This is a genomic window from Elusimicrobiota bacterium (assembly GCA_016722575.1).
Taxonomy (GTDB): Bacteria; Elusimicrobiota; Elusimicrobia; order FEN-1173; family FEN-1173; genus JADKIY01.
The window spans coordinates 874,605-900,988 of the sequence record JADKIY010000002.1; the positions used below are offsets into that span (position 1 = coordinate 874,605).

The 26,384-nt window shown below is 62.4% G+C and carries 18 protein-coding genes and 1 tRNA gene; 5 read left to right on the plus strand and 14 right to left on the minus strand.

The features are described from left to right. Positions 1–3 precede the first annotated feature (3 nt). The 8 genes from IPP68_07710 to IPP68_07745 all read right to left on the minus strand — a co-directional run bounded on the left by IPP68_07710 (position 4) and on the right by IPP68_07745 (position 12,414). Positions 4–3,129 carry an efflux RND transporter permease subunit gene (locus tag IPP68_07710; GenBank protein MBL0350244.1) on the minus strand — a complete coding sequence of 1,042 codons (3,126 nt, stop codon included), beginning with the start codon at positions 3,127–3,129 and terminating at the stop codon, positions 4–6. Then, complete coding sequence (locus tag IPP68_07715; protein ID MBL0350245.1) at positions 3,126–4,397, minus strand: TolC family protein; 1,272 nt, start codon at positions 4,395–4,397, stop codon at positions 3,126–3,128. Before IPP68_07715 ends, IPP68_07710 begins: the two co-directional genes overlap by 4 nt. Positions 4,398–4,414: 17 nt before the next feature. Continuing rightward, positions 4,415–7,549: an efflux RND transporter permease subunit gene (locus tag IPP68_07720; protein ID MBL0350246.1), complete on the minus strand. Its 3,135-nt coding sequence runs from the start codon at positions 7,547–7,549 to the stop codon at positions 4,415–4,417. Beyond that, complete coding sequence (locus IPP68_07725) at positions 7,546–8,814, minus strand: TolC family protein (protein ID MBL0350247.1); 1,269 nt, start codon at positions 8,812–8,814, stop codon at positions 7,546–7,548. The genes IPP68_07720 and IPP68_07725 overlap by 4 nt, the downstream gene beginning before the upstream one ends. Continuing rightward, on the minus strand, positions 8,811–9,335 hold the full coding sequence (locus IPP68_07730) for a helix-turn-helix transcriptional regulator (protein ID MBL0350248.1): 525 nt from the start codon (positions 9,333–9,335) through the stop codon (positions 8,811–8,813). Before IPP68_07730 ends, IPP68_07725 begins: the two co-directional genes overlap by 4 nt. 215 nt (positions 9,336–9,550) lie before the next feature. Next, positions 9,551–10,360, minus strand: a complete 810-nt coding sequence (locus tag IPP68_07735; protein MBL0350249.1) for a hypothetical protein — start codon at positions 10,358–10,360, stop codon at positions 9,551–9,553. Beyond that, entirely contained in the window at positions 10,332–11,996 is a 1,665-nt protein-coding gene (locus IPP68_07740) for an AAA family ATPase (GenBank protein ID MBL0350250.1), read from the minus strand. Before IPP68_07740 ends, IPP68_07735 begins: the two co-directional genes overlap by 29 nt. A 37-nt stretch (positions 11,997–12,033) precedes the next feature. Beyond that, entirely contained in the window at positions 12,034–12,414 is a 381-nt protein-coding gene (locus IPP68_07745; GenBank protein ID MBL0350251.1) for a response regulator, read from the minus strand. Positions 12,415–12,596: 182 nt separating this feature from the next. Between IPP68_07745 and IPP68_07750 the strand changes: the two genes are divergently transcribed. Next, entirely contained in the window at positions 12,597–13,763 is a 1,167-nt protein-coding gene (locus IPP68_07750; protein ID MBL0350252.1) for a response regulator, read from the plus strand. On the opposite strand, the gene IPP68_07755 is transcribed toward IPP68_07750, so the two are convergent. The 3 genes from IPP68_07755 to IPP68_07765 are packed head-to-tail and all read right to left on the minus strand — an operon-like array spanning position 13,760 to position 19,171. After that, a complete protein-coding gene (locus tag IPP68_07755; GenBank protein ID MBL0350253.1) occupies positions 13,760–16,543 on the minus strand; it encodes a PD40 domain-containing protein in 2,784 nt (927 codons plus the stop codon). The two genes, IPP68_07750 and IPP68_07755, sit on opposite strands and share 4 nt — an antisense overlap. After that, positions 16,540–17,451, minus strand: a complete 912-nt coding sequence (locus IPP68_07760) for a tetratricopeptide repeat protein (GenBank protein ID MBL0350254.1) — start codon at positions 17,449–17,451, stop codon at positions 16,540–16,542. Before IPP68_07760 ends, IPP68_07755 begins: the two co-directional genes overlap by 4 nt. Positions 17,452–17,458: 7 nt before the next feature. Then, positions 17,459–19,171 (minus strand): 30S ribosomal protein S1, encoded by a 1,713-nt coding sequence (locus tag IPP68_07765; GenBank protein ID MBL0350255.1) that lies wholly within the window; start codon positions 19,169–19,171, stop codon positions 17,459–17,461. 138 nt (positions 19,172–19,309) lie between these two features. Between IPP68_07765 and IPP68_07770 the strand changes: the two genes are divergently transcribed. After that, the gene (locus tag IPP68_07770; protein ID MBL0350256.1) at positions 19,310–20,485 is read left to right on the plus strand and encodes an MFS transporter; all 1,176 of its coding nucleotides are present in this window, start codon (positions 19,310–19,312) and stop codon (positions 20,483–20,485) included. A 369-nt stretch (positions 20,486–20,854) separates the two neighbouring features. Here IPP68_07770 and IPP68_07775 read toward each other — a convergent pair. From IPP68_07775 to IPP68_07785, 3 genes are all read right to left on the minus strand, one after another. Next, positions 20,855–20,938: transfer RNA gene (locus IPP68_07775), tRNA-Tyr, on the minus strand. Positions 20,939–21,091: 153 nt separating this feature from the next. After that, positions 21,092–23,368, minus strand: a complete 2,277-nt coding sequence (locus IPP68_07780) for an MtrB/PioB family outer membrane beta-barrel protein (GenBank protein MBL0350257.1) — start codon at positions 23,366–23,368, stop codon at positions 21,092–21,094. 16 nt (positions 23,369–23,384) lie between these two features. Then, a complete protein-coding gene (locus IPP68_07785; GenBank protein MBL0350258.1) occupies positions 23,385–24,356 on the minus strand; it encodes a DmsE family decaheme c-type cytochrome in 972 nt (323 codons plus the stop codon). A 321-nt stretch (positions 24,357–24,677) separates the two neighbouring features. Between IPP68_07785 and IPP68_07790 the strand changes: the two genes are divergently transcribed. The 3 genes from IPP68_07790 to IPP68_07800 all read left to right on the plus strand — a co-directional run bounded on the left by IPP68_07790 (position 24,678) and on the right by IPP68_07800 (position 26,353). Beyond that, positions 24,678–25,253, plus strand: coding sequence for a thioredoxin family protein (locus IPP68_07790; GenBank protein ID MBL0350259.1), 576 nt, complete (start codon positions 24,678–24,680; stop codon positions 25,251–25,253). 16 nt (positions 25,254–25,269) lie between these two features. Next, positions 25,270–25,779 carry a hypothetical protein gene (locus tag IPP68_07795; protein MBL0350260.1) on the plus strand — a complete coding sequence of 170 codons (510 nt, stop codon included), beginning with the start codon at positions 25,270–25,272 and terminating at the stop codon, positions 25,777–25,779. A 160-nt stretch (positions 25,780–25,939) separates the two neighbouring features. After that, a complete protein-coding gene (locus IPP68_07800) occupies positions 25,940–26,353 on the plus strand; it encodes a hypothetical protein (protein ID MBL0350261.1) in 414 nt (137 codons plus the stop codon). Positions 26,354–26,384: the final 31 nt, after the last annotated feature.

Sequence of the window (26,384 nt, forward strand, 5' to 3'; positions counted from 1 at the left end):
TCGTCAGGCTTCGGATTTTAACTCGCCCAACTCCCGCAGGGCGTCTTTCAAGTCCCGGTCGTGACGGTGGCTTTCCAGGCGCGCCATGAGGCTGTAAGCGCAGGGAACGACGAACAGGGTCAAAAAGGTCGACACCGTGACGCCGCCGATGATCACGAGCGCCATGGGGATCCGCGTTTCGGCGCCGGCGCCCAGCCCCAGGGCCGGCGGGATGGCCGCGGCGATGGTGGAAACCGACGTCATCACGATGGGTCGCAGGCGCACGGGGCAGGCGTCCAGGAGCGCCTCCCGGAGAGGCATGGACTTCCGACGCTCGTTGGTGAAATCCACGAGCATGATGGAGTTCTTTTTCACGATGCCCATCAGGAGAATGAGTCCGATAAAGCTGAACATGTTCAGCGACTGGTGCCCGAGCACCAGGGCCAGGAGCGCGCCCGTGACGCTGAAGGGCAGGGCGATCAAGACGAGCACGGGATGGATGAAGCTGTTGAATTGCGTCCCCAGAATCATGTACGCCACGACCACGCCCAGCAGGATCGCCAAGGCGAGCCCCTGGAAGGCCTCCTTGAAGGTTTCCGCGGCTCCGGAGAACACGAGTTTAATGCTCCCGGGGAGCGTCCGCCCGATCTCCTGCACTTTCGTCAAGGCGTCCCCCTGGGACTTGCCGGGGGCCACGTTGGCCGTGACCGTCACCGCGCGGGAGCGGTCCTGGCGGGTGATGCTTAAGAGGGTTTTTTTCTCCTGGACGGTGACGACGTCGCGGAGGGGAATCACCTGGCCGCGGTTGTTCCGGACCCAAATTTTGTCCACGTCGGAAGGCCGGCGGCGGTCTTCCTCCTTGAAACGAACGCGGACGTCGTAGCGCCGACCGCCCCGGGAAAACTTGCCGACCTTCATGCCTCCCAGGGTCGCGTTGATGGCGTTGCCGATGGCGGACACGCTGACCCCCCGAAGGGCCGCCGCCTCGCGGTTCGGTCGAATCTGAATCTCGGGCATGCCCAAATCGTAGTTGGTGTCCACGTCCACCATCAGGCCCGATTCTTCCATCTTCTTTTTCACTTCGTCGCTCACCCGGCCCAACTCGTCCCAGTCCCGCCCCCGCAGGGTGAACTCGATGGGGAAGCCCGAATCGGCCCCCATGCCGCCAACGGAGAAATCCTGGAGGATCACGGATTCGACGCCCGGCATGGGTTTCACCGCGTCGCGGAATTCCGTCATCAACTCCTGCTGTGAAAAAGGTTTCCGCCGACCGGGCGGAACGGGACGGTCCTTCGGGTCCTTCAGGGTGATGAACATGAACGCCGTGTTGATTTCGCCCCCCTCGAACCCGCCGACGGCGGCGTAGTAGCGGGACAACTCGCCCCGCTTCATGGCGAATTCCTCCACCTGTTTCAAGGTGTTATCGGTAAAGGCCAGGGAGGAGCCCACGGGTGTTTCAATGCGGAGAAAGAGCATGTTCTGGTCCTGGGGCGGCATCAGTTCCTTCTTGACGATTCCCCCCAGGGACAGGGACCCCACAAAAAGGGCCAGGGACGCCCCCACCACTTTCCAGCGGTGCCGAAGGCAAAACTCCAGGGCGCGGCGATAAGCGGCGGTGGATCGGGCCATGGCGCCGTCGACCCACCGAGCGACGGCGTTGGGGTGGCCGATTTCCAAAAACTGGGACGTCCGCATGGGGGCCAAGGTCAGGGCCTCCAGGAGGGAAAACATCACCGCCGCCGAAATGGTGATGCCGAACTGGAAGAAATACTTGCCGATGACGCCTTTGACGAACACGACGGGAATGAAAATGCCGAGAATCGCCACCGAGGCCGCCATGGCCGCGAAATAAATTTCCCGGGAACCCAAAATGGCGGCTTTGACCTTGGGCTCTCCCATCTCCCGGTGGCGGACGATATTTTCCAGTACCATGATGGCGTCGTCCACCACGATGCCGATCACGAGCGTCAACGCCAGAAGCGTGAAGGTGTTTTGGGTGAACCCGAGCAAATACAGGACGATGAAGGTCCCCAGGATGGAGGTGGGGATCGCCAAAATAATGTTGATGGCCGAGCTCCAGGACCCCAGGAACATCCAGCAAATGAAGGAGGTGAGCACCGCCGCCAGGATCAGATTAAAATTCAGTTCGTGGGTGGATTGCTCGACGAAAAACGTCCCGTCGAAATTCACTTCCAGCTTCATCCCGGGCGGCAAGGACGACTGAAGTTCCGCCACTTTCTTTTTGACCCGCTTTCCCACTTCCACCGTGTTGGCGTTCCGTTGTTTGCGGATCCCCAGACCGATGGCGCGTTTTCCGTCCACCCGGGAAACGGCCCGGGGGTCCGCCAAACCGTCTTCGATGGTGGCGACGTCTTTTAGCCGGAAGATCCGGGTCAACGGCGCGCCGCTCCGGGCCGGGATCACCAGGTTGCCGAAGTCTTCGACGCCCGCGGCCTCGCCCATCACCCGCAGGTTCCACTCTTGTTTGTCCGAGGTCAGATAGCCCGCCGGGCGTTCGGCGTGTTCGGTTTGAATGGCGGCCACCACGTCGTCCACCGTGAGTTCCACCGCCTTGAGGCGGACGGGGTCCAGCCAGACCCGGAGGGACGGCTCCACGTAGCCCCCCAGCATGACGTCGCCGACCCCGGGGATGGTCGTGAATTGGTTTTTGAGCTCGTCTTTGACGTACGCGTTCATTTCCCGCAGGGGCCGGTCGCCGGACAAGGACAACCACATAAACGGTTGATCCTCGGGGTTGAATTTGGCGATGGTCGGCGGCTCCATGTCCTTGGGGAGCGTGGCTTGGATTTGGGACAGCTTGCTCTGGGTTTCCTGGAGGGCCACGTCCACGTCGGTCTTGAGGTCGAATTCCATGATGACCATCGTCTGACCCTGGCGGCTGGTGGAAGTGATTTTTTTGAGCCCCTTGACCGAGGTGAGAGCGTCTTCGATCAAATCGACCACGTCGGTCTCGATGACTTCGGGGGAGGCCCCCTCCCAGCGGGTGGACACCATGATCACGGGGAAATCCACGTCGGGCAGCTGGCTTTTGCCGATGCCCGTGAACCCGATCCAACCGAAGAGAATCAGCCCCGCCATCAGCATCCAGGCGAAGACGGGGTTTTTGATGGCGATGTCGGACAGTCTCACGGCAGGCTCCCCACGGCGGCCCGAAGGTCCCAATAGGCCCGGCGGGCGTTCAACCGGGCGTCGTCCCAGGCCTTTTTCATGGCCAGACGGTCGTTGATCGCCTGCAGAACGTCGAGGTTGGTGACCAACCCGAGGCGGTATTCCTCTTCGTGGCGGCGAAAGCTTTTGTCCGCGGCTTCGAAGCCTTCGCGGTAGGCGCCCACTTCGTCCAACGCCGCGACCCACAGCGCGTGGCGTTGGGCCACGTCCGTTTGAGCCCAGCGGCGAAGGCGCGCCAACTCGTCTTCGGACTGGCGAAGCTGGGACACCGCCTCGGCGGTCCGGGCGCCCACCTCACCGCCTTGATAAATAGGCGCGGCCAAACTCAATTTGGCGTCCCAGTTGATCGCGTCGTAAAAAGCCGGCCGATCGGTGTAATAGTTGCCGTTAAAATTCAGGGTGGGCCAATAGCGGGCTTTCTCGTAGCGAACCCGGAGCCGACGTCCTTCCACGTCTTTTTGTTGGGCTTGAATATCGGGCCGGCGGTCCAACCGCGCCGTGAATTCCTCCAACGGGGCGGGGCGATCGGTGAGCGCCTCATCGTCCACCAGGCCGTCGGCCAGGACGTTGCGGCCCGTCACGTACGAAAGATTCTCCCGCGCCCAGCGCGTTTGACCGCCCAGATGGATCCACTGGGCCCGCAGGGCCGACACCTGGGATTCGGCGCTGAAAATCTCGCTTTCCCGGGCCTTGCCCAGCCGGTAGCGGCTCTGGAGCTCCCGGGTCCGTTTTTGGGCCAGGGCCATGGCTTCGGCCACGTTGTCCCGAAGGGTTTCGCTCGCCCGCACGCCGTAAAAAGACGCCACCACGGACTGGAAAATGTCCAGGGATTGCTGATCCAGGCGAAGAGCGTCCCGGTCTCTTTCTTTTAGGAAACCGGCCCGGGCCGAAAATTCCCGAAAACCGCCGAAGAGAGCTTGATCAACGGTAAACTTCGACACGTCCTGCCGCTTTAACGCGAAGCTGTTGCTGAACCCGGAGGGATCGTTGAACACCGGAAGGCCCTTGGTGTCCTGCCACGTTCGGTCCCAAGTCCATTGGACCGTGGGCAAGAGGCCGCCCAGGGCCGCCCGGGCCCGGGCCGCGGATTGGAGAATGTCCTCCCGGGAAACCCGGCGGGTTTCGCTGTTCTGAAGAGCCCAGGCGTGGCATTGGGACAAGGTCACGACGGCGTCCTCGGCGCGTGCCCAGCCCCCCCCCGCCAACATCAGCGCGGACATCGTCAACAATGTTTTATTCCTGAAAATCATTCCACCGCTTCCTTCAGTTCGCCCAATTCCTTGAGCGCTTCCTTCAAATCCCGGTCGTGGGCGTGGCTTTGAAGATTGGCCAGCAAACTGTAGGCGCTGGGAACGACAAAGAGGGTCAAAATCGTCGACACCAGCATGCCTCCGATCACAACCACGGCCATGGGCCGGGTCGTTTCCGCGCCGGGACCGAAGGCCAGGGCCGCCGGAATCGCCCCCACAATGGTCGAAACCGACGTCATCAAAATGGGCCGAAGCCGGACGGGGCAGGCGTCCATCAGAGCTTCCCGAACGCCGAGTCCGCGGACGCGGCGTTCGTTGGTGAAGTCCACGAGCAAAATGGAGTTTTTCTTCACAAGCCCCATCAGCAACAGCAAACCGATCAGACTGTAGACGTTTAGGGAGATGCCCGTCAATCGCAGGGCCAAAAAGGCCCCGGTGACGCTGAAGGGCAAGGCCAGGAGGACCGTGACCGGGTGAATGAAGCTGTTGAACTGGGCGCCCAAGACCATGTAAGCCACGAACAGACCCAACACCAAGGCGAACAAGAGGCTGGAGAAAGACTCCTTAAAGGTTTTGGCGCTTCCGGAAAGGACCAGGCGGTAGCCTTCGGGCAAAATTTCCCGCCCCAGGGCCGTCACGGCGTTGATCGCCTCCCCTTGGGATTTGCCGGCGGCCACGTTGGCGAAAAGGCCCACGGCCCGCTCCCGGTCCCGGCGATTGATGGTGAGAAGCGTGGGTTTTTCGTTGATCGACACGACTTGCGAGAGCGGGATCACTTCGCCCCGGTCGTTGCGCACGAAAATTTTCTGAATATCGTCGGGGCGCCGGCGTTCGTCGGCCACCAGGCGCAGTCGAATGTCGTAGCGTTTGCCGCCCTTGGTGTATTTCCCGGCCCGCACCCCGCCGATCATGGCGTTGATGGTGTTGGCGATGGATTCCACCGTGACCCCCCGGCCGGAGGACTTGTCCCGGTCCGGCACGACGCGGACTTCCGGCATGCCCACCCGGTAATCGGTGTCGGCGTCAATCATCAGGCCCGTGGCTTCCATGCGTTTTTCAAGAATTCCGGCCAGTTCGCCCAATTTGTCCCAATCGGGACCTCGAATGGTGAATTCGACGGGGAACCCGCGCTGAGCCGAGAATCCCTGCTGGGACAAATCCTGGACGGCCACGCGCTGCACCCCGGGAATGGCTTTAAATTGGCTTCGAATATATTCCATCACGTCGGCCTGGGTCACGGGACCCTTGTAGGGCGGCGTGATGGGCCGCTTGGCGGGATCCTTGAGCGTCAGGAACATCATGGCGGAGTTGACATCGCCCCCGCCAAACCCGCCGATGGCGCCGAAATACCGGTCCAGTTCGGGGCGCTGGGAAACGATGTCCTCCGCTTTTTTAAAAACGGCGTCGGTGGTTTCGATGGAGGAGCCCAAGGGGGTCTGAAGTCGAACCAAAAAGCGGCTTTGGTCTTGGGAGGGCACGAATTCCTTTTTAAGGCCGCCCACCAAAAACATCGAACCGGCGAAAATGAACGTCGCGGTTCCGCACACCCACCAACGCCAGCGCAGGCTCCAGGCCAACCCCGTCGAATACCATCGGGTCAACCGTTCCATAAGCGCGTCCATCGCGCGGCCCACCCGGGAGGAGTGGCCCACTTCCAAAAATTGGGAGCACCGCATGGGCGCCAGCGTGAGCGCCTCCAACAAGGACAACACCACCGCGACGGACAGCGTGACGCCGAATTGGAAGAAAAATTTTCCGATGATTCCCTTCATGAACACCACCGGAACGAAAATGGCGAGAATGGCGACGGTGGCGGCCATGGCCGCGAAAGTGATCTCCCGGGCCCCCACGATGGCGGCCTTGATGCGGGACAGGCCCTTTTCCCTGTAGCGGACGATGTTTTCCAGGACCATGATGGCGTCGTCCACCACAATGCCGATGCACAGCGAGAGACCCAAGAGCGTGAAGGTGTTAAGCGTGAACCCCATGAAGTACAAAATCAAAAAGGAACCGACGATGGAGGTGGGGATGGCCAAGATCACGTTCATGGCCGAGCTCCAGGACCCCAAAAAGAGCCAGCACACGGCGGAGGTGAGCAAGGCCGAGAGCCCCAGGGTCAGAAGAAGTTCGTGCGTGGATTCCTCGATGAACCGAGTCGTGTCGAAGTTCATGGCCAGGGTGAGTCCCGGGGGAAGGTCTTTTTGGGCCTGGGCCATTCGTTCCCGGACGGCCCGGGCCACCGCCACCGCGTTGGCTCCCCGCTGTTTTTTGATCCCCAATCCCACGGCCGATTCGCCCATGGCGCGGGAAATCCGCCGAACGTCGGCCAGCCCGTCCTCCACCTCGGCCACGTCCTTTAATCGGACCACCCGGTGCAAGGGCGAGCCGCCCCGGGCGGGAATAATTAAATTGGAAAAATCCGCCACGGTGGTTGCTTCGCCCATGACGCGCACGTTCAACTCCTGCCGTCCGGTTTCAATGCGGCCGGCGGGGACCTCGGCGTGCTGGGCGCCGATGGCGTGGAGCACGTCGTCCACCGTCAACTCGTAGGCGCGCAGTTTGTCCGCGTTCACCCACACGCGCAAATTGGGATCGACGTAGCCCCCCAGCGTGACTTCGCCCACGCCGGGCACCGTCGTGAATTTGTCCTTCAGTTGGTCCCGGGTGTATTCCATGAGGAAACGCCGGTCCCGGTTCCCCATCAGCGCCAGCCACATAATCGGTTGGTCCTCGGGGTTCGATTTGCGGATCACGGGCGGGTCCATTTCCCGGGGAAGACTGCGCTGGGCCTCGGCCACCTTGGCCTGGACTTCCTGCAGGGCCACGTCGATGTCTTTGTCGAGGTTGAATTCCAGGGTCAGCGACGTCGACCCCTGGCGGGAACTGGAGGAAATTTCCTTCAGGCCTTCGATGGAAATAAGGGCGTCTTCCAGGGTGTCCGTGATTTCCGTTTCCATCACCTCGGGGGCGGCCCCCTCCCAGGTGACGCTCACCGACAAGATGGGAAAATCCACGTCGGGCATTTGGCTGACGCCCATGCGGGAGAACCCGAACAGGCCGAAGACGATCATCCCGATCATCAGCATCCAGGCGAAAACGGGGTTCTTGATGGACAAATCCGACAGGGTCATGGCGCCGCCTCCGGAACGTCCCCGGCCGCCACGGCCACGCGAAGGGCTCCCAGCCGGGCGTCGAGCCGCCGACGGTCGTAGGAGAGTTTCGCCTCCTGGAAGGTGTCCATGGCGGTCAAGACGTCCAAATTGGTCACGAGCCCCAGGCCGTAGTCCCGCACTTGGGCGTTGTAGTTGGCTTCCGCCAGTTCCGCGGCCGACAAAAGGGCCTCGGTCTCCGAACGGGCCGACAGAAGCTCGGCGTAACGGGCGCGGAGCTCGGATTCCGCCGAACGGCGGTCCCGGGCCAGGCGCCACCGGGCCGCCTCGGCGTCGTCCGCCGCGACGCGCACCCCGTACCGCCACGCCCCGCCCCGGAAGAGGGGCAAATCCAAGGACAAGGTCGCGTCCCAGTCGATGGGCGCGTTTCCGCCGGACCGTTGGGTATAGTAATTGCCGGCCGCGACCAGACTGGGCCAGATTTCACGCCGTCGGGCCCGATAAAGGAACCGCGCCGCCTCGACCGACCGCTCCGAGGCGGCCAAGTCCGGGCGGGCGGGAAGTTTTTCCATCCAACGAGCCACGGGTTCCGGGGCGGGGAGGTCGCCGGGCTCTTCGGCCACGGCCAAAACCGTTTCGCCCACCAACACGCTTAAAACTTCCAGGGCGGAGGATCGAAGCCCCTCGGCCCGCCGACGCCGCGCTTCCAAAGTCGCCCGCTGGGAACGGACCGAAAGCCGTTCCCCCTCCCGGGACCGGCCGATGCGGACCCGGTGGGTCAAATCCGCGATCCGCTTGTCCGTCAAGTCGCCCAAGGTGGTGAGGGCCATCCGGTCCGCGTCGTAAGCCAGCACGGTGTAATAAACCTCGGCCACGTCGGCGTAGAGCAATTGGCGGGCCCGGGCCAAACCCCATTGACGGGAATCCCGGAGCGCCGATTGCGCCCGCATCCCGGCAAACTCGCGGAACCCGGCAAACAACGTTTGCCGTCCGTAAAACCCGGATTCGGACCGGCGGACCCGGGGCGGATTGCTCGAAGAATCGGAACGCCCGGAGGCGTCCTGCCAGGTTTCCGAGGCGCGAAAACCGACCTGGGGCAGCACCCCGGCCCGAACGAGAGCGTATTGGTTTTCCACCTGGCGGACGTCCGTTTCACCCAGGGCCAACGTTTCGCTTTTCTCGGCGGCCCGACGGAAACAGTCCCGAAGGGACAGGGCCGCGGGGGCTTCTTCGGCCCGGGACGTCGCCCCCCCCAGCAACAGTAAAACCGCCGCCCACCGCCTCACGGGCAGACCCCCCGGCTGAAGAGTTCCCAAACCGCCTCGGTCCGGGAAAGGAGCGACCCCGCCATGTCCCCCGCGATGTGGACGAAAACGAAACCCCGGATCAATCCGAACAATCCGATGGCGGCTTCCTCGGCGTGGCCCCGGCGGAAATGCCCGAGCCGGGCCCCTTCGTTGATGGCCTTCGCCATTTCGTTGATGAGGGACTTCACCAATTCCATGGGCCGGTGGGGGCCCCGCCACAGACAAGGCAGATTTCCCTGAAAGACCTGCAGGAACAACCCACGGTGGGTTTCAAAAAAAGCCAGTTGGGCCCGAATCAGACCGCGCACACGGTCCCGGCCGGGCGCGGTGGCGCCGAGCGTTTGGCAAAACGATTCGCCCAGGTCTCGGTGGACGGTTTCGGCCAATTCGCGAAAAAGGTCTTCCTTGGTTTTAAAGTGGAGATAAAGACTGCCCTTGGCGATGCCCGATCGACGGGCGATTTCGTCCATGGTCAAGGCGTGGTAATCCCGGGTTTCCAAGGCGCGGCCGGCGGCGGCCAGGATGGCCCCGCGGGTTTCGGCCGCCGGCCGGCGGACGTGCGGGCGGCGGCGGGAAAGGGACGCGGGGCGGGCGACGGGAATGGGAAGGCTCCTGGGCGGTCGCGGCCGGGGCCGCGGGAAATCAATTGACTGACCGGTCAGTCAATATTAGGGATTCGGGAGCGGGTTGTCAAACGACCGACGGGGGAGGGGGGCTAACGGGAAACGAGGGGTTTGGGAGACGACGGCAGGAGTTCGGTGGCGGTCCGGTCCCAAAGAGAAATGCCGCGGTCGTCTTCCAATTCCACGCGGTGGACTTCGGCCGTCTTGGGGTCGTATTTGCGGAGGACGTCGGAGGCCACTTCCTGCACGGCGGTTTCCAGGACGGCGTTTAAGGGAGAGTCGGTCGAAGCCTTGTCGCCGCGCTCCAGGGTTAAAATCAACCGCCCGCCCTCGACGCGGCCCCGGATGGAGCGGATTTGAAGCATGACGCTGACCAACGGATTGCCGCTCAGGCGCCGTTGAAGGCGGGAGGCCACCAGCCGCGCCATAAACTCGCCCAAATCCACGTCGTGCCAGGCGGCCGGCGAAGCCTCCGTGGTTTCGGCGTCGGACTCCAACACCATGCGGTCCTCAAAATCGGAGCGGGAGTAGCGCATGTAAATCAGGCCCTTGATGTCGGGGATGTAGCGAAGGATGGTGATGGAGGCCTTGAGGCGGGGGTCCGTGGCTTGGACCACCAGAAAATCCACCGGAGCGTCGGTGGACAGACTGGCCCGGGTGCCCGACAACATGAGGCCTTCAAAGGTCTCCAGGGTGTCCCGACGAAAATCCAGATCGTCCGTGACCAGGCCTTCCAGATCGCACGCGATGTAAAGGGTTTTCCCCACCAATTGGGCGCGGACGTCGATCTTTTGCTCTTTGAGGCAAAGTTCCCGGACCGCTTCGGGAAGGCGCGCGGCGGGAAAGGTCGCCTGTCCGCAGGCGGCGAGGAGGCTAAGCGCCAGGAGCGGCCGGAGGCGCATCGAGGGTAACGGTTTGAATGGGCACCTGTTCCCGGGCCTTGCCGTATTCGGCGAAGATGGCGTGAATGTCATCGTATTCCAATTCGCTTCGTTTGACCAATTCCTGGGCGAAGCGGTCCACCAGGGTCCACTCCCGACGAAGGAATTCCTCGACCTCTTTGGCGCATTGATGGAGGATGCCGTAGGTTTCCTGGTTCAATTTGGTCTTGATATCGTCGGAGAGCTGGTGTTCGGGAATGATCCCGTAATCGCCGAGATACCCGTTGGACCCCATGCCCAAACGCCACACCATGGTGTGGGCTTTTCCCATGGCGTTGGCGAAATCCGCCGCCACGCCGTTGGAGGTGACGCCGTACTTGATCTTTTCCCCCATGTAGCCTCCGAGGGACACCTTGATGTCCGCCAGGATTTGATCTTTGGTGGAGGAATGCAATTCTTCCCGGGGGGTGTGGTAAACGACGCCCAGGGCGCCGCCCCGGTGAATGATCGACGCTTTGAAGACGTCATCGGTCGGGTGCATGTTGTAAAGAACCAGCAAATGACCGGCCTCGTGGTAGGCGGTGGCCTCCCGTTCCTGGGCGTTCATGGAGAGCGGGTGGGCCACGCCCAGGTCGATCCGCTCGATGGCTTCGGAAATGTCCCGGTAGGTAATCTGGGCGCGTTTGTCTCGGGTCGCGATCAGGGCCGACTCTTTGCAGATGTTCATGATGTCCGCCGGCGATTTCTGAACGCAACGGCGGGCCAGGCGGCCGATGTCGATGGCGGGGTCGTGAACGATCTTGCGGAGATAATACCGGAAAAGGCCGACCCGCTCGTCCAGATTGGGAAGGTCGACAAAAATTTTTCGGTCGAACCGTCCGGGGCGGAGGAGGGCTTTGTCCAAGATGCCTTCGGCCGCGTTGGTGGCTCCGATCACGATCACGTTTTCCTGCTTTTCCCCCAATCCGTCCATTTCCACCAAAAGCTGATTTTGGGTGCTGTTGGTTTCTTCGCCGCCGCCGAAGGAATTAAAATGACGTCCCCGCCCGATGACGTCCAACTCGTCGAGGAACACGATGCAGGCCCCGTGAGCATAGGCCAATTGGCGCGCTTTCTTGAACAGCTTTCGCACGCGGCTGGCGCCCACCCCGACGAACACCTCCACAAACTCCGAGCCGGCGATGGAGAGAAAGGGAATCCCCGCCTCCGTCGCGATGGCCTTCGCCAAGAGAGTCTTCCCGGTTCCCGGGGGACCCACCATGAGGAGGCCTTTGATGATGCTGCCCCCGATGGCTTTGACCCGCGCCCGGTCTTTTAGAAGGGCCACGACTTCCATGGCCTCCTTTTTGGCGTTCTCCAGGCCGATCACATCTTTAAAGGTCACCTTGAAATCGTCGGCGTTGATCTGCATCTTCCGGCCCATTTTCCCGAAACCGCCCTGGAGCACGTGGGTGTAGAGGTAGACGAACACCAACGCGTTCATCACCGCCATGAGCAAGTTGAGCGGCAGGGTGGCCAGGGTGAGGGTACGGTAGAAGGATTCGAGGGCGAAGAGACCCCAAATGGAGAGCACCAGCAGGAGGATCAACGACACGATGATCGTGAGGTTGACCCAGTTGTTCATCCAGAATATTTTGAAACGGCGAAAAAAAGACATGGGAATCCTTTTGGTTCGGCTTTGAACGTCCGAGGGGTTAGACCCCCGCGGCGCCCAAAAGTTCCTTCACCCGGGCGGCAACGTCTTCCAGGTTGAAGGGTTTGGGGATGTAAACGTCCGCCCCGACGCTCATGCCCCGTTGGACGTTTTCCTGGTCCGCCAGGGAGGTGAGCATGATCACCTTGGGCATGGGGATGTCGTGCCGTTCGCTGGTGAGGGTGTTCACCAATTTAAAACCGTTCATGCGGGGCATCATGACGTCCGCGATCAACAGGTCCGGCTTGACTTGGGCGGCCATCTCCAACGCTTCCTGGCCGTCCCGCGCCAGGGACACTTCGTAACCCAACCCACTGAGGAATACGGACAACAGACCCAAAATGTTCGGATCGTCTTCGGCAATCAGGATTTTGGCGGGCATGGTCACCTCAAAAAGTCGCGCGCGATGCGATTCAGACGGAAATTCCTCGTCGAAAACGGGGAATCAATCAATTATAGACCCCGATCCCTCCCCCGTCAAGGCTTTCCCGAAATCGGAGCGGGGACCCGGACGTCGCGGGCAGGCCCTTGCCAAGGAACGCCGGGCGATCTACCCTATGGGACATGGCGGCCCCCAATCCCAAAGAACGGATCCTGGTGGTGGACGACGAACCCCACCTCCTGGACCTGATCGTGGACCTTTTGACCGACGACGGCTACACGGTGGACGGCGTGGCGAGCGGCACCGCCGCCATCCACGCCGCCCGCCAGCAGGAGTACCACGCCGCCCTCCTGGACTACAACCTGGGGGACATGACGGGACTGGCCCTGGCCAAGGAATTGCGCCGGCTGCAGGAGGATTTGAACGTCATCTTGATGACGGCCCACGCCTCCCTGGACATGGCGGTCAAGGCGATCCAGGCGGACGTGTACGACTATCTCATCAAGCCCATCGACTCCAACCACTTGAAACGTTCCCTGGCCAACGCCCTGGAAAAGAACCGGCTCTCCGTCGAGAACAAACGACTGGTGCAGACCCTCACCAAGGCCAACGACGGGTTGGAGCGGGCCAGCGAACTGAAATCCAAATTCCTTTCCATCGTCACACACGACCTGCGAACCCCCCTGGCCTCCATCCGGGGCTACGCCCAACTGCTTCAATTCCAGCGGGGGCTGTCGCCCGAGCAGGCGACCCAGTTCCTCAACATCATCATCGCCGAATCGGACCACATGGGGGATTTGGTGTCGGATTTGATGGACGTGGTGAGCATCGAGGCGGGCAAACTTCGGATCGAAAAGACGCCCATCGTTTTTAACGATCTCCTGCAACAGGTGGCCTCCCGGATGAAACCCCTGGCCGAGCAGAAGAAAATCGTCCTGACGACCTCCCTGGAAGCCGGGGAATTGCCGCCGCTGTCCCTCGACCGCCGGAGGATCGACCAGGTGCTGACCAATTTGATCGGCAACGCCTTTAAACACACCCCGGCCGGCGGACAGGTGGCGGTCACGGGCCGCCGCGGCGGCGAAACGCTTCGACTCGAGGTGACGGACACGGGCGAAGGGATCCCCAGGGAGGCGCTCGCCCGGGTGTTCGATCAGTTTTTCCAGGTGGAAGCCCACGCCTCCAAAAAAGAAGGGCTCGGGCTCGGCCTCACCATCGCCCGGGAAATCATCCACGCTCACGGCGGGGAGATCGGGGCCGAATCCGAGGGCGCCGGCCGCGGCGCCAAATTCTGGTTTACCCTGCCCCTGGCCCCGGCGCCCGCCCCGTCGGCCCCCGCCCCCGCCTAAAAAGTCGGCCCGATCGACAAGTAAAAAGTCCAAAAACGGGCGTCCGTCCGTTTGGCCGCCTGAACGTCCGCCCAGAGCGGAAAACTCTGAAACAAAAAAGCCGGAAACCCCACCCCGGCCCCCACCGATTGCCGGACGTCCGTCCATTTCTTGCGACGAAGCTCTCCGTGATGGTTCCAATCCAGCCCCGCATCGGCGAACAGCGTGCCGTAAATCGCCTTGACCGTCACCCCCGCCAGGACCGGCAAGGTCGCCCCCCGGAGGTACACCAGCGGCGTGCGCCACTCGGCGTTGACCAAAGCGAACCGGGTTGAACGGACGTCGTCGCCCCGCCGGGGATAGCCCCGGAGTCGGTCGGCCCCGCCCAGGCGCAGGCGTTCGGGCTCGCGCCCCACGCTGGCCCCCGCCCGCGTTCGAAAAGCGAAGGCGCTTTCCCCTCCGGTGGGCACGAAAACATGGTGTTCCATTCGATGGGTCCGGTAGCGCCGGTCGGTGCCCAACACCTCGGCGGTCCATTTTTCCTCCAGGGTCAGGCGCGAACCCCCGGTCACCCCCAGGTAGCGGCCCTGGGCCGTGTCCCGGGTCCAGGCGGTGGAAAAGGTGTTCTCGTCCTCCTGGAAATCCCGGCTGGGCGTCAGGGAAAAGGTGCGGTCGCGGTGAAGGAAAGAAACCGCGCCCTCCAGCCGGTGGAAACGGTCGAGGGGGTAGCGGGCACCGACGGTGCGAACGGATTCCCGCTCCCGGTCGGTCCGATCGATGTCGTTGTAAAAACTCTGCCCCGAAGCGGCGAGAAAGAATTCCGGACGGAAGCGGCGGTAGGCATATTCGGCGTTGTAGTCCAGCAAACGATCGCCGCTGGCGTACTGAAACACCAGGCGCAAATCGTGGTCGCCCAGCCACTCGGAGGATTGCCAGAGAGCCGCGGCGAAGAGTCCGCCTTCGGAAGAGTAATACACCACCGGGAAAAAAAGGTCGGTGGAGGCTTTGAAACGGTAGGGCCGCGGATCGCCCACCGGGGCCGGCGGCGGGGGCGGCGGGGCGGCCGCCGTCGGTAAAATCGGCGTTCCGGGGCGCGTCCACAGGGCGGGCGCCGCCCGATAGAGGTGCAGGGATTGATCCCGGTAGGCGGAGTAAAGCGACACCGCGCCGTCCCGGGAAAAGGCCGGGGAGAAATCCCCGCCAATCGCGTTGGTCAAACGGGACACGTCCCCGGAGGCCGGATCCCAACGATAGAGATTTCGGACGGCCGCGGTCCCCTCCCCCACAAAGAACACGGCGGTCCCTCCCGGGCCGAAGACCGGCTCCGTCTCCCGGCCGGGCAGGCGGGTTTCGTTGACGGCCGCGCCCGTATCCAAATCCCACAGCACCAATTGCCGATCCGGCGGCGCGTCGACCGCGCCGGGGACCTCTCGGGAAAAGACCAGACGCCGCCCGTCGGGGCTGTAGGCCGGGTGATCCTCGTCTTCGGGCGTCCGGGTGAGCCGGCGGAGGACGCGGCCTCCGGGGGAAATCTCATAAAGGTCCCGGCGGCCGTCCGCCAGCGCGGAAACCGCCAGCCGGGCGCCGTTCGGGGAAAAGACCGGGGACCGCATTTCCGCCAGGGGCGTGCGCGTTCGGCGGAGCCGTCGACGCTCGACGTCGTAAAGGTAAAGAAAGTCGCGCTGTTCCTTTTCCCCGAAAAAAGCGACCCAGCGGCCATCGGGCGAAAAAGCCAGGGCTCGGTTCTGGGACTGCAGATTCTCCGTTCGCCCGCCTTCGAGCCCCCCGATTCGGAATTCCTCCCCGGTGTCCAACCGACGCAAAACCACGTCGTGCCGCCCGTCCCGGTCGGTCACGTACGCCAGGCGGCGGCCGTCCGGCGATAGGGCCGGAGCGCTGTTGAAAACGGGCAGATCGTCCGGAACCGTGATTCGCTCTCCGTCGGCCTCGGGTTCCGCGGCCCCGGCGGCCTGGTCGGCGTAAAAATCCGTCAACCATTCCCGGTAGCGCGAGTCGAAACGGGCGAAATCCTGCCCCGTCAAATCCTGAAGGATGGAGTTTTCGTCGAAACGGTCCCGCATTAATCTTAGAAATTCGCCCGGTTTGTCCCGGCCGTATTCCTCCGCTAAAAACCGGACCGCCGCGCCCCCCTGTTTGTAACCGAGGGTCACTTGATGGGGTTTCAGGTGGCTGAACCCGTGAAGCTCGCTCAACGGATACAGGGCGCCCCGGGTGGCGGCGTCCCGCAAAACCATGTCTTCCTCGGCCCGGTCCACCTCGCCGCTTTCGTATTCGGACAGGCCTTCCATGAACCAGAGCGGGTAAAAGGGGGATTTAAGGAACCGCGCCGAGCGCCACAGCCCGCCGTAGAGGGCGTCGAATTCGACCACGTGGGTAAACTCGTGGGGCAGGACGTGGCGGAGCCAGGCGTCGGTCCCGTCGTTGAAAATCAGCAGGCGATTTTTGAAAGCCTCGGTGACGCCGCCGGTCCCTTCGCCGATGTCGACGACGTTGGTCTGTTCAAATTGGTTGTGCGTGGGGTAAAGGAACACCGGGGTGGGCCCGGGAGTGGGAACGCCCAAGTCGGTCGTGATCCGGGCGTGCGCCTCCTCCAAAATCTGGGCGACCCGGGGAAGGAGGGCGGACCCTTCGGGGGTCGCGTGAATTTCAAAATGCGGCGTTCGAACCACCCGCCATTCGAAGGCGTCGGCGCGGACCTTGTTTTGGCCGAAGGCGTGGAGGGCGGCGGGGATCGCGCCCAGGAAGAGGAGGAGGGGGAGCGGGCGGAGGGCCCGGATCACCGGGAAGCGCGCGCGAGGCGCTTTTTGAGCCGCCGCAGGCGGGTGCGGGCTTCGCGGTTCTTGGGGTCCAGCTGAGCGACGTGTTCCCATCGTTCCAGGGCCAATTCGTCCTGGCCCGCGTCTTGGTAGGCCTGGGCCATGGCCAGGGCCAACTCCGCGCTGTCGCCGGAAGCGTTACGCTCCAGGGCGTATTCCTCCAGAGCCTTGGGCAGGTCGCCCCGACCGCGGAAAAGGTCCCCCAGGAGTTTGTGCCCGCCGGTGGGCATCGCGCGCCCCCCCTCGGTGAAAGGTTTCAACGCGTCCAAGGCCTCGGGCCAGTTTTTACGGTCCCGAAGAACGAAGGCCAGGTTAAAGGAGACCAGCGCGTCCCCCGGCTTTTTGGCCAGAACCCGGCGATAGGAATCGATGCTTTTATCCAGTTCGTCCGTCCGGTAATAGAGGTTGCCCAAGCGAAGGCGGGTTTCCATGTCCTCGGGGTGGCGGCGGGCGTAGCGCTCCAGATCGGGCGCGGCGTATTCGGGGAGGTTTTCGCTTTCGTACATGACGCCCGCGAAATAGAACAGGCGCTCGTCCAAAGCGCCCAGTTCCCGGGCTTTTTCCAGACTTTTCAAGGCTTCTTTGTATTGGGAGGGGCCGCGCTCGTATTGGGCGATGGCGAGGTCCAACAGCGCCTCAACGTTTTCGGGGGTTTCGGCCAGGGTTTTTTCGGCCGTTTGAACGGCCGCGTCCAAAGCGGCGGGAGATCGGAAATCCGCCGGCTGGCGGGGGAACGGGCGGCGCGGCGCCGGTTGATAGACCGTGAACGTCCAAAAGACGGCGGCGGCCCCCAGCAGAACGATGACGGGAAAAAACGGATCGAAGGACGGCGCGGGGCGGACCGTCGGAGTCCCCGGTCGCGACACGGCCAACCCGGCCTCAGGCGTTCGGGGGGGTGGAATCGGAGGCGGGGGGCTCCTCGGCGGGCGGTTCGTCCGCGGAACCCCATTCGGTCACGTCGCCCAGGGTCACGCCTTCGCCGGAGGGGCGGTAGCGTTTGAGCAACTGCCGTTCTTCGCGCTGATCGTGCTTGCGGATGGACAATTCGATGCGGCGCGATTTGCGCTGGCCCTTGAGCACAAGCCCCGTCACGATTTCGCCTTCCTTCAACACTTCGCCGGCGTGGTTCAACCGGTGGTCGGAGGGGATCTCGCTGATGTGCACGAACCCCTCGATGTCGGGGGCCAGTTCCAAAAAAGCGCCTTGGTCCGTGAGGCGGACCACTTTGCCTTCCACGGTCGCCCCGGGGGCGAATTTGGCGATGGGGTCCTCGGTCAACTGCTTGAGGCCCAGGGCCATCTTTTCGGTGGTGGGGTTCACGTCGATCACCACGGCCTCGATTTCCTGGCCGACGGTTAAAACGTCCTTGGGATGGGCGGGGGCTTTGGTCCAGGACATGTCCTGGGTGCGGAGCAGGCCTTCGATGCCGCTCGGCAAGCGCACGAAGGCGCCCACGGGCAGCATGTGCGTCACCACGCCCTTCACGCGGGAACCGGCCGGGTATTCCCGGGCGGCTTCCACCCAGGGGTTTTCCCCGGCGCGTTTGAGGCTCAGGGCCATCTTTTCTTGTTCCTTGTTGATGGACAGGATGAACACGTACACCTCCTGGCCGACGGTCAGGAGTTCCTTGGGCTTCACGCCCCGTTCTTTCCAGGAAAATTCCGATTGGTGGACCAGCCCTTCCACGCCGGGCTCCAATTCCACGAACGCCCCGAAGTCCGTCAGGCTGGTCACTTTGCCCTTCTGGATGGAGTTGACCGGGAACTTGGCGTCCACGGTATCCCAGGGTTTGGCCAGGAGCTGTTTGCGCCCCAGGGCGATTTTGCCGCTCGCGGGATCAAATTTCAAAACCTTGACGTCGATCACGTCCCCGACCTTGAGCACGTCGGACAATTTACCAACCCAGCCCCAGGAGACGTCGGTGATGCGGAGCAAGCCTTCGATGCCGCCGATGTCCACGAAGGCGCCGAAGGCGGTGAGGCTGGTGACGGTGCCGTTGAAGATTTTGCCCACTTCCATGGTTTTGAGGGTGTCGGCGCGCTTTTGGGTGGCGTCTTTTTCGAGGAGTTTCCGACGGGAAACGACCACGTTGCCCTTGGCGGTGTCCATTTCCAAAACGGCCACGGGAAACTTCTGCCCGACCAGGGGGGTCAAATCTTTGACGGGACGGCGGTCCACTTGGGAGGCCGGGAGAAACGCCTCCATGCCCACGTCGACGATCAAGCCGCCCTTCACGGCGCGGATGACGGTGGCTTCCAGGGGCGTGCCGGCGTCGCGGGCTTGGATCACGTGGGTCCACTGGGAACGGTCGCGGGCTTCTTTGAAGGAGACCAGCGGGTGGCCTTCGGGGCCGGAAAGCCGTTTGATCAAGGCGGGGAAAGAGTCGCCCACTTTGGGCGGCTGGGCCTGGGAGCGAAACTCCGCTAAGGGAATCAAGCCTTCGACTTTCAAACCGACGTCCACCAAGACGCCCGCGGCGGTGACTTCCACCACGTGGGCGGTCACCAGGGAACCGGGCCGGCTTTGGGCTTCCGCCTCCGCCAGCAACTCCTCCATGCTCATATCGTCTTTCACGGGTGCCTCGCTCGTCACTGGAGCTCTCCTGAAGGGGAATAGGGGGCCCGGGGGGCTCTTTTTCCCAAATTTTCGTTTCCGAAGGGCTAAGGATACCATTATGGACGGTGGGTGACAAGTTGCGTCCGGGGGAACCAACTACTATTCTGACGTCCTATGCCGCAGGACTTCAAACACTGGCTGATGGCCCGGTGGCTCTCCAACATCGCCAAACAGCTTTTGTCCGTCGCCGTGGCCTGGCAGGTTTACGTTCGAACCAAGGATCCCCTGGCCCTCGGTTTGGTCGGTCTTTCCAGCGCGGTCCCATTTATTTTGACCTCCCTCTGGGCCGGGCACGTGGTGGACCGGAGCGAAAAGAGGGGCCTGTTGCTGGCCGCCCAGGGGGCGTTGGGGGCCTGCGCCGCGGCCCTCCTTCTCTCGACCTTTGGGCGGGCGCCCCTGGTTTTTCTCTACGGGGCCGTGGCGCTCAAGGGCGCTTCGGTCAGTTTTGAAATGATATCGGCGAGCGCCTTCGCCCAAACGATCATCCCCCGGGAAGGGTTTCCCCGGGCCGCGGCCTGGAACCTGATCACCTTTTCCACCGCCACCATCGCGGGCCCCCTGGCCGGCGGATGGATATTGAAGACCCATTCGGACCGGGTGGCGTACGGCCTCGCCATGGCCTTCTTTCTGGGCGCCTGGACCTTCGCCACCCGATTGCGCCGCCTGCCCCCCGCCCCCGGACAGGAAACGGAAACGCCGGGGGTCCGGGTGAAGGCGGGCCTTCGTTTCGTTAAAAATCAACCCCTGATTCTCGGCGCCATGTCCCTGGACATGGTCGCCGTCCTTTTCGGGGACGCGGTCGCGCTTTATCCGATTTTCGCCGATTTGCTCAGGGCCGGGCCCGTTGGGTTCGGTCTTCTTCGAGCGTCCCCCGCCGCCGGGGCCGCCCTGGTTTCGGCCCGCCAAGTGGCTCGCCCGTTTATATCCCCCTCCTGGCGTCAATTAAAGCGCGTGGTGACGGCCTTCGGCGTTTTCATGCTGGGGTTTGCCCTGGCTCCCAATCTAGTGTCGGCGGCCCTCTTTCTCTTTTTGGCGGGGATCGTGGACGGGGTCAGCGTGATCATTCGCCAAAGCCTTTACCAGGCCCACACGCCGGATCCCCTGCGGGGCCGGGTGGCGGCGGTGAGCGGTATTTTCATCAGCACGTCCAACGAAATCGGGGCCTTCGAATCGGGCCTCTCGGCCAAGTTCCTGGGTCCGGTGGGCTCGGTGCTGTTCGGCGTGGCGATGACTTTCGTTACGGTGGCCGGGATGGGGTGGTATTTTCGAGGGAAGATTCGCGAGGAATAAGGGGTCAAACCACCGTCGAACGGAAGCCCGCATCTGAATCAGGCAAAAGACTTCGTCTTTCGCTACGACCGCGCCCCGTCCGACCCCTTCCGACAAACGGGGGCCTGGCGTATTCGCCAAGCAAACCGGGACGTTGCCTAGCGGCAACGAACCAGTTCGAACCCCGAGATCTGCCCAAATTCAAAAGGCGCCCACGCGTGGGCGCCTTTTGTTGCACAGGGAAGGATGACGGCCTCAGGCCTACGTCGAGCGGAAGCCCGCTACTCAATCAGGCAAAAGACTTCGTCTTTCGCTACGACCGCGAACCAGTTCGAACCCCGAGATCTGCCCAAATTCAAAAGGCGCCCACGCGTGGGCGCCTTTTAAATTTGCACAGGGAAGGATTCGAACCTTCGTAGGGCGAGGCCCGCCAGATTTACAGTCTGGTGCATTTGACCGCTCTGCCACCTGTGCTTAAAGGGATCGACTTGAAATTCTCAGCGGCGGGGAACCCTGTTATATCACGCCTTCGATTCTCCCGTCAAGCGCGCAAAAAGTGGCGCGCCCTCCCCCCCGTCGACGGGGAGAGGGCGCGCCGTTGTGATCGTGGTGTCGATTAAGTCGGGCTCACCATTTATACTTGATTTTCGCGCTCACGATGTGCGCGCGGTAATCCATGATGGTGTCGGCCAGGAAGATGTTCGTTTGCCCCGCCGCCGATCCCGCGAGCATCGGGATATCGTCGGTGGCGTAATCCGACACATCGTAGCGCTCAAAGGTGTAGCCCAATTCGAGCGCCAGATCTTTCTTGGCTTGGTATTCGCCCCGAATCGAGTAGTCCTGCTTGGTTGTCACCGTTTCGGGCGGAGACAATTTGGCCGCCAAGGAGGTGCCCAGTTCGAGGAAATCCGTGGCTCCCCGCGAGCGGGCCAGGTCATATCCCAGGGACACGCGGAGTTTCGCGGTCAAGTCCGTGTCCACCCCGAGCCCCGCGGTGTCGTAACGATCGGTGGAGGCGGCCGTCCAGTCCTCCGCGGCGTTTTGCGTCGCGCTTCCGCCGGAAGAGGTGTTCGACCGCTGAACCCCCCGGACATGCTCATACTGGTAGAAACCGTAAACCCCCACCCGGTCGGACACGTCCAACGTGAGGTCCAGGCCCGCGCGGGCCGAACGGTTTTCCAAAAGCCCGTAAAGGAGCGGCAAGTTGTTCGTGGACACGAGGATAACGGTGGACGAACCCTGAAGGTCGCCGTTGCCCCCCCGGAACCGATCGTGCGTCAACCCGCCGGTGAGGGTGATTGACCAGGGACCGCGCCACCCTTGCACCGTTAGATCGCCGCTGTTTCGGTGACGGGAGGCAATGTCCACCCGGCGCATGCCGGGCAATTCAGCGTACGCCGTGCCGAGATAGTTCAAATAATCTTCGATCTCGAACTCTTCGGCTTTTCGATCCGCGTTTACCACCCGGGCCCGCACGGAGAAACCGAGGACGGGTCGGTAGGACACCTTGCCGGTGACGATGTCCTCGAGGGTCTCTCGGTATTCCCGGTGTTCTCGAATGGCTTTTTCCCGGGCGGCGTCCAAAGACAGGTTCCATTTCGACGACAAGGCGTAATCGGCGTTCGCCCCGAAGGTCAACTTACGGTAAGCGAACCGCACGGTGTTGGCCGCCGACGTCGCGCTGCTGGCCCACGTTTGGTCCACCGCCGAATGTCCGGCGAATTGAATCATATCCGAGCTGTTGCCCAGCTGCTCGGACCGCACCCGCGCCCCGAAATTCCACTTGCTGAACGTCTGGTTGGTCAGGTCGTAGTTTTGGACCACCAAGGTTTGCTCCGCGCCCACTTTGCTCTGCGGCAGGGACGAAGCCAAATGCGCGTCGAGGCCCACCGTGGCCGACGAAGCGTTGATGAGAGAATTGATGGTGTACGGCAACATTTCTTCGTTTTGGACCATTTTGGTGTAAGACACGTCGGCCCGGAACCGGCTTTGGGCCGGCAGGGCGACCCCGAAATTCATCGTCAAAGCGTGGGAAGCGTTGTCCGGCTGCATGGCGGCCCGTCCCTGGGCGCTGTCGTTGCCATCGGTGACGCCCGAACCGGTGAATCGATCGGTCGTCCGCTTGGAATTGTCCCACACCAGGGTTTCAATTTCGTTGTCGTAAAGCGATAAACCGTAACCCAGACCCCAGTTCGTCTTCTCGCCGACGTAATCCAGGGAGAGGTTCGACTCGTAGGCTGTTTCGTCCACGGGTTTCGCCAACTCAACGGAGTGATTGCGCCCAAAGGCAAAGGCCTGCAATTTATGGCCATCCTTCTTCTGCTGGGCGAACTGCGCCCGCGCGCCCAGCCGGTCCGACAAGGCGTAGTCCATCCGAATGCCCGTCTTGTCCTGGCGGGTTTCCAGATCCTGCGTGTGGGCCAAGCCGGCGTAGGTGCTCGTCATCAGATTGAACCAGTTGGTGCGCTGGGTGGCCGCGCTTCCGGTCCCGGCGCCGGTTTGAATCGCGCCCTGCATCCCGTCCGGAAGGCGAAGAACGCCGGGGCTTTCCTCCCGGTAAAGCGTTTGGGAAATCGACGACCAGCGATGGGGCGACTGGTCGTAGGCCAACCCCAGGGACAATTTGCCCACGCCCAGGCACAGGGCGGCGGATTGGTCCTCTTCGCGCAGGTTGTTCGCTTGGAAGTGGTAGTCCCACCCGTTGGATTCTCCGACCACCGCGTATTCCTCGATCACCGGGCCTTTGGAAACGTCCCGGTATTCCTCAAACTTGGCTTCGGGGTTGTTTTGATCCACCGACTGAACCCCAAGCACCAGTTCCTGAGACACGGAGGCGCCGAGGGGCGCGCCCGCCATTAAGAGAAGTCCGGCGAGGGCCTTGCGAAGATTTGTCTGGGTCGACATGGGGTTTCTCCTCCGCTTAGCGGGTAAACATCTTGCCCGACGGGTGGTTGGACCCGTGGATCGTGGAATGGCATTCCTGACAGGTCTGCCCGGCAATTTTGTTGTTGAATTGGTCGATGTTGGTGGCGTCGTACACCGTGCTCGGATGGCCGCCGCCCGTGTGGCATCGCTGGCACAAGAACGCCCGTTTGGCGACCAGCATCTTCTCGTGGTGCGAACCGTGGGGGTGGTGGCAGTTGAGGCAGTTCTCCCGCACGGGCGCGTGTTCCCACAAATGGGGTCCGCGTTTGTCCTGATGGCACTGGAAACAGAGCTGATTGACGTTGGCGGCCTTGAGCTGTTTCGGGGTGCCGGTGCCATGGGAATCGTGGCAGGAAGAACAGCTGAGCTTGTCTTCCTCGATGGCCATGTGCGCCGAACGGCGCATTTGCCCTTTCACGTCCTTGTGGCACTGATAGCAAGTCTCTCGCTGGGTGGCTTTGACCAGTTGGCCATGTTTGCCCGCGGCGTTGTGGACGCTGTGGCACGCGACGCAGGAGACGTTGGCTCGATCGTGGGCTCCGCCGCTCCAGTGAGTGCGACCGGCGTCGCGGTGGCACTGCAGGCAGGAGTCGGCGACGACCTTGGCTTTGGCTGTCTTAAAATTTTTGACCGTGGCAAACCCCGGATTCGCCTTGTCGCCCGCGGCGCCGGCGTGCAGCGACCCGGGTCCGTGGCAGGTTTCGCAGGATTTCTCGAAATCGACGCCCTTGCGCTTTTCCAAATATTCCCCGTGGTGCGTCGATTTAAAAGCTTCCCCTTGTTCCTGGTGGCAGGCGAGGCAGGCGGAGGCCCCGACCCACTCGGGCTTTTCCGCTTCCACCGCGGGCGCGGGAGCGGCCGCTTCGTCGGCGCGCGCCGACTTCCCCCCCGTGAACGCGAGGCCCAGGCCGCCCACGGCCAGGGCCATCCACAATTTCAACAAGAAACTTCGTTGGATTGGTCTCATGGTTATCCTCAAGAGTCCGGCCGATCGATGCGCGACCGGGGTCGGGGTTGCGGCCTGTCCCGCTTTCGCGGAACCTCCGAAATGACTTTCCGTCGGGGAAGAACGGTTTAAACCGCCCGTCTTCAAATGGATGGTTAAAAAAGCCGGGAACCCGACGCGATCCGCCGGCCGATTCACATCATGTATATATCAATTTGGCGAAACCCATACATGACAGCGATCATAATTTAAAAAAATATTTTAGGGCGCGGAGCCCTTTGACACGCCCGACCCCCCATCGTATACTTCCCGCAGAGACATCGACCCTCAAGGAAGAATCCCATGGCCCTCACGCCGTCCACCATGTTGCCCCTGGGCACCGCCGCCCCGACCTTTCAATTGCCGGAGGTGGTCTCGGGAATTACCGTTTCCCTGGAGGATTCGGCCGGAAAATCCGCCTTGCTGGTCATGTTCCTCTGCCGTCATTGCCCCTACGTAAAGCACGTGGAAAAGGAATTGTCCCGTTTGGGCCGGGACTACGCCTCGAAAGACGTCGCCCTGATCGCCATCAGCGCCAACGACGCCGGGGATTACCCCGAGGACGCTCCCGCGGGGCTTCGGGCCCAGGCCGCCGAGTCGGGATTTTCCTTCCCTTACCTTTACGACGAGTCCCAATCCGTCGCCAAAGCCTACGCCGCCGCCTGCACCCCGGACTTTTTTGTCTTCAACAAGGAACGGCGCCTCGTCTACCGGGGCCAGTTGGACGACAGCCGTCCGGGCAACGGCCGGCCCGTCACGGGCGCGGACCTGCGCGCCGCCCTGGACGCGGTTCTGGCCGGACGGCCCCCGCGGCCCGAGCAGAAACCCAGCGTCGGCTGCAACATCAAGTGGAAACGCTCCGGCGGCGCCGGGCGGTAACAAAAAGGAGAACCCCGTGCGATTCCCACTTACCGTTTTAGCGTCGACGCTCTTTCTGGCGCCCGCCCTTCGGGCCGGCGACACTCCCCCCCAACCCACGGACCGGGTCCGGCGCGCGTTCGCCTCCCCCATCGACGACGCCGCCCTGGAGGAGAGGAAAAAGACCCTGACCGAGGGGTTCGGCCGACGAGCGGCCCTGATTGAACAAAATTTCAAACGGCGTCAAGAATTTGAAACTCAATTCAAAGACGCCAAACTGTCCTTCGAAAAAATGCAGGTGGACGAACAAGTGGCCTTCATCGGCACGTTAAAAAGCCTCTCCCCCGCCGATCGCGGCTTCCTGCTGGACCGCCTGAACGAGAAACAAGCCGACGAACGGAAAGCCTTTCGGGCGCAATGGCGGGAACGCCTTCGAACTTCCCAGGAGCAAGCCCTCAAGGACCTGGAAAACTTCCGGGAGGAAGCCCGCAAATCCCGGGAATACGACCGGCCCGCCCCTCAAATCAGCGCCCCCCCCGCCAAATAGATTTTCACTTCCTTCGGCGCTCCCACAATTCGAACCCGGGGTCTCCGCGCTTTCTTCCCTTGTTTTCGCCCGCCCCGCGACTTAGTCTTAGGAGAGAGGGACGGGACGCCGCGTGACGAAGAAACCATTCAAAAACGATGGATTTACTCTCATTGAGCTGATGCTCGTGGTGGCGATCATCGGCCTCCTGGCCGCCATCGCCCTTCCACGATTTGCGGACCTCGTCATTAAAGCGAAGGAGGCGGCGGTCAAGGGGAAGTTGGGAACTTTTCGAAGCGCTTTAACCATCTATTACGCGGACAATGAAGGTCAATATCCATGGAATCTAGACAACAACGAAGTGACACAAACCCTGACAACCGGTGGAAAATATCTCGATGCTCCTTTGAAAATATCCGTTCCCACAGTCCTCGCCCATTTAGAAGACTCCAACGTCGGATATGGGCTTACCAGCTTGGACTGGTTCTATATCGCCGGCCCCCGAGCGGCCTATATATACTCTCAACTAAGCGGCCAAATCGTCGTGAATTGCGTTCACACCGATACCAGCGGGCGCCGCTGGAGCACGTGGTGAGATTGATCTCGGGGGGGGTGAACGGAAACCG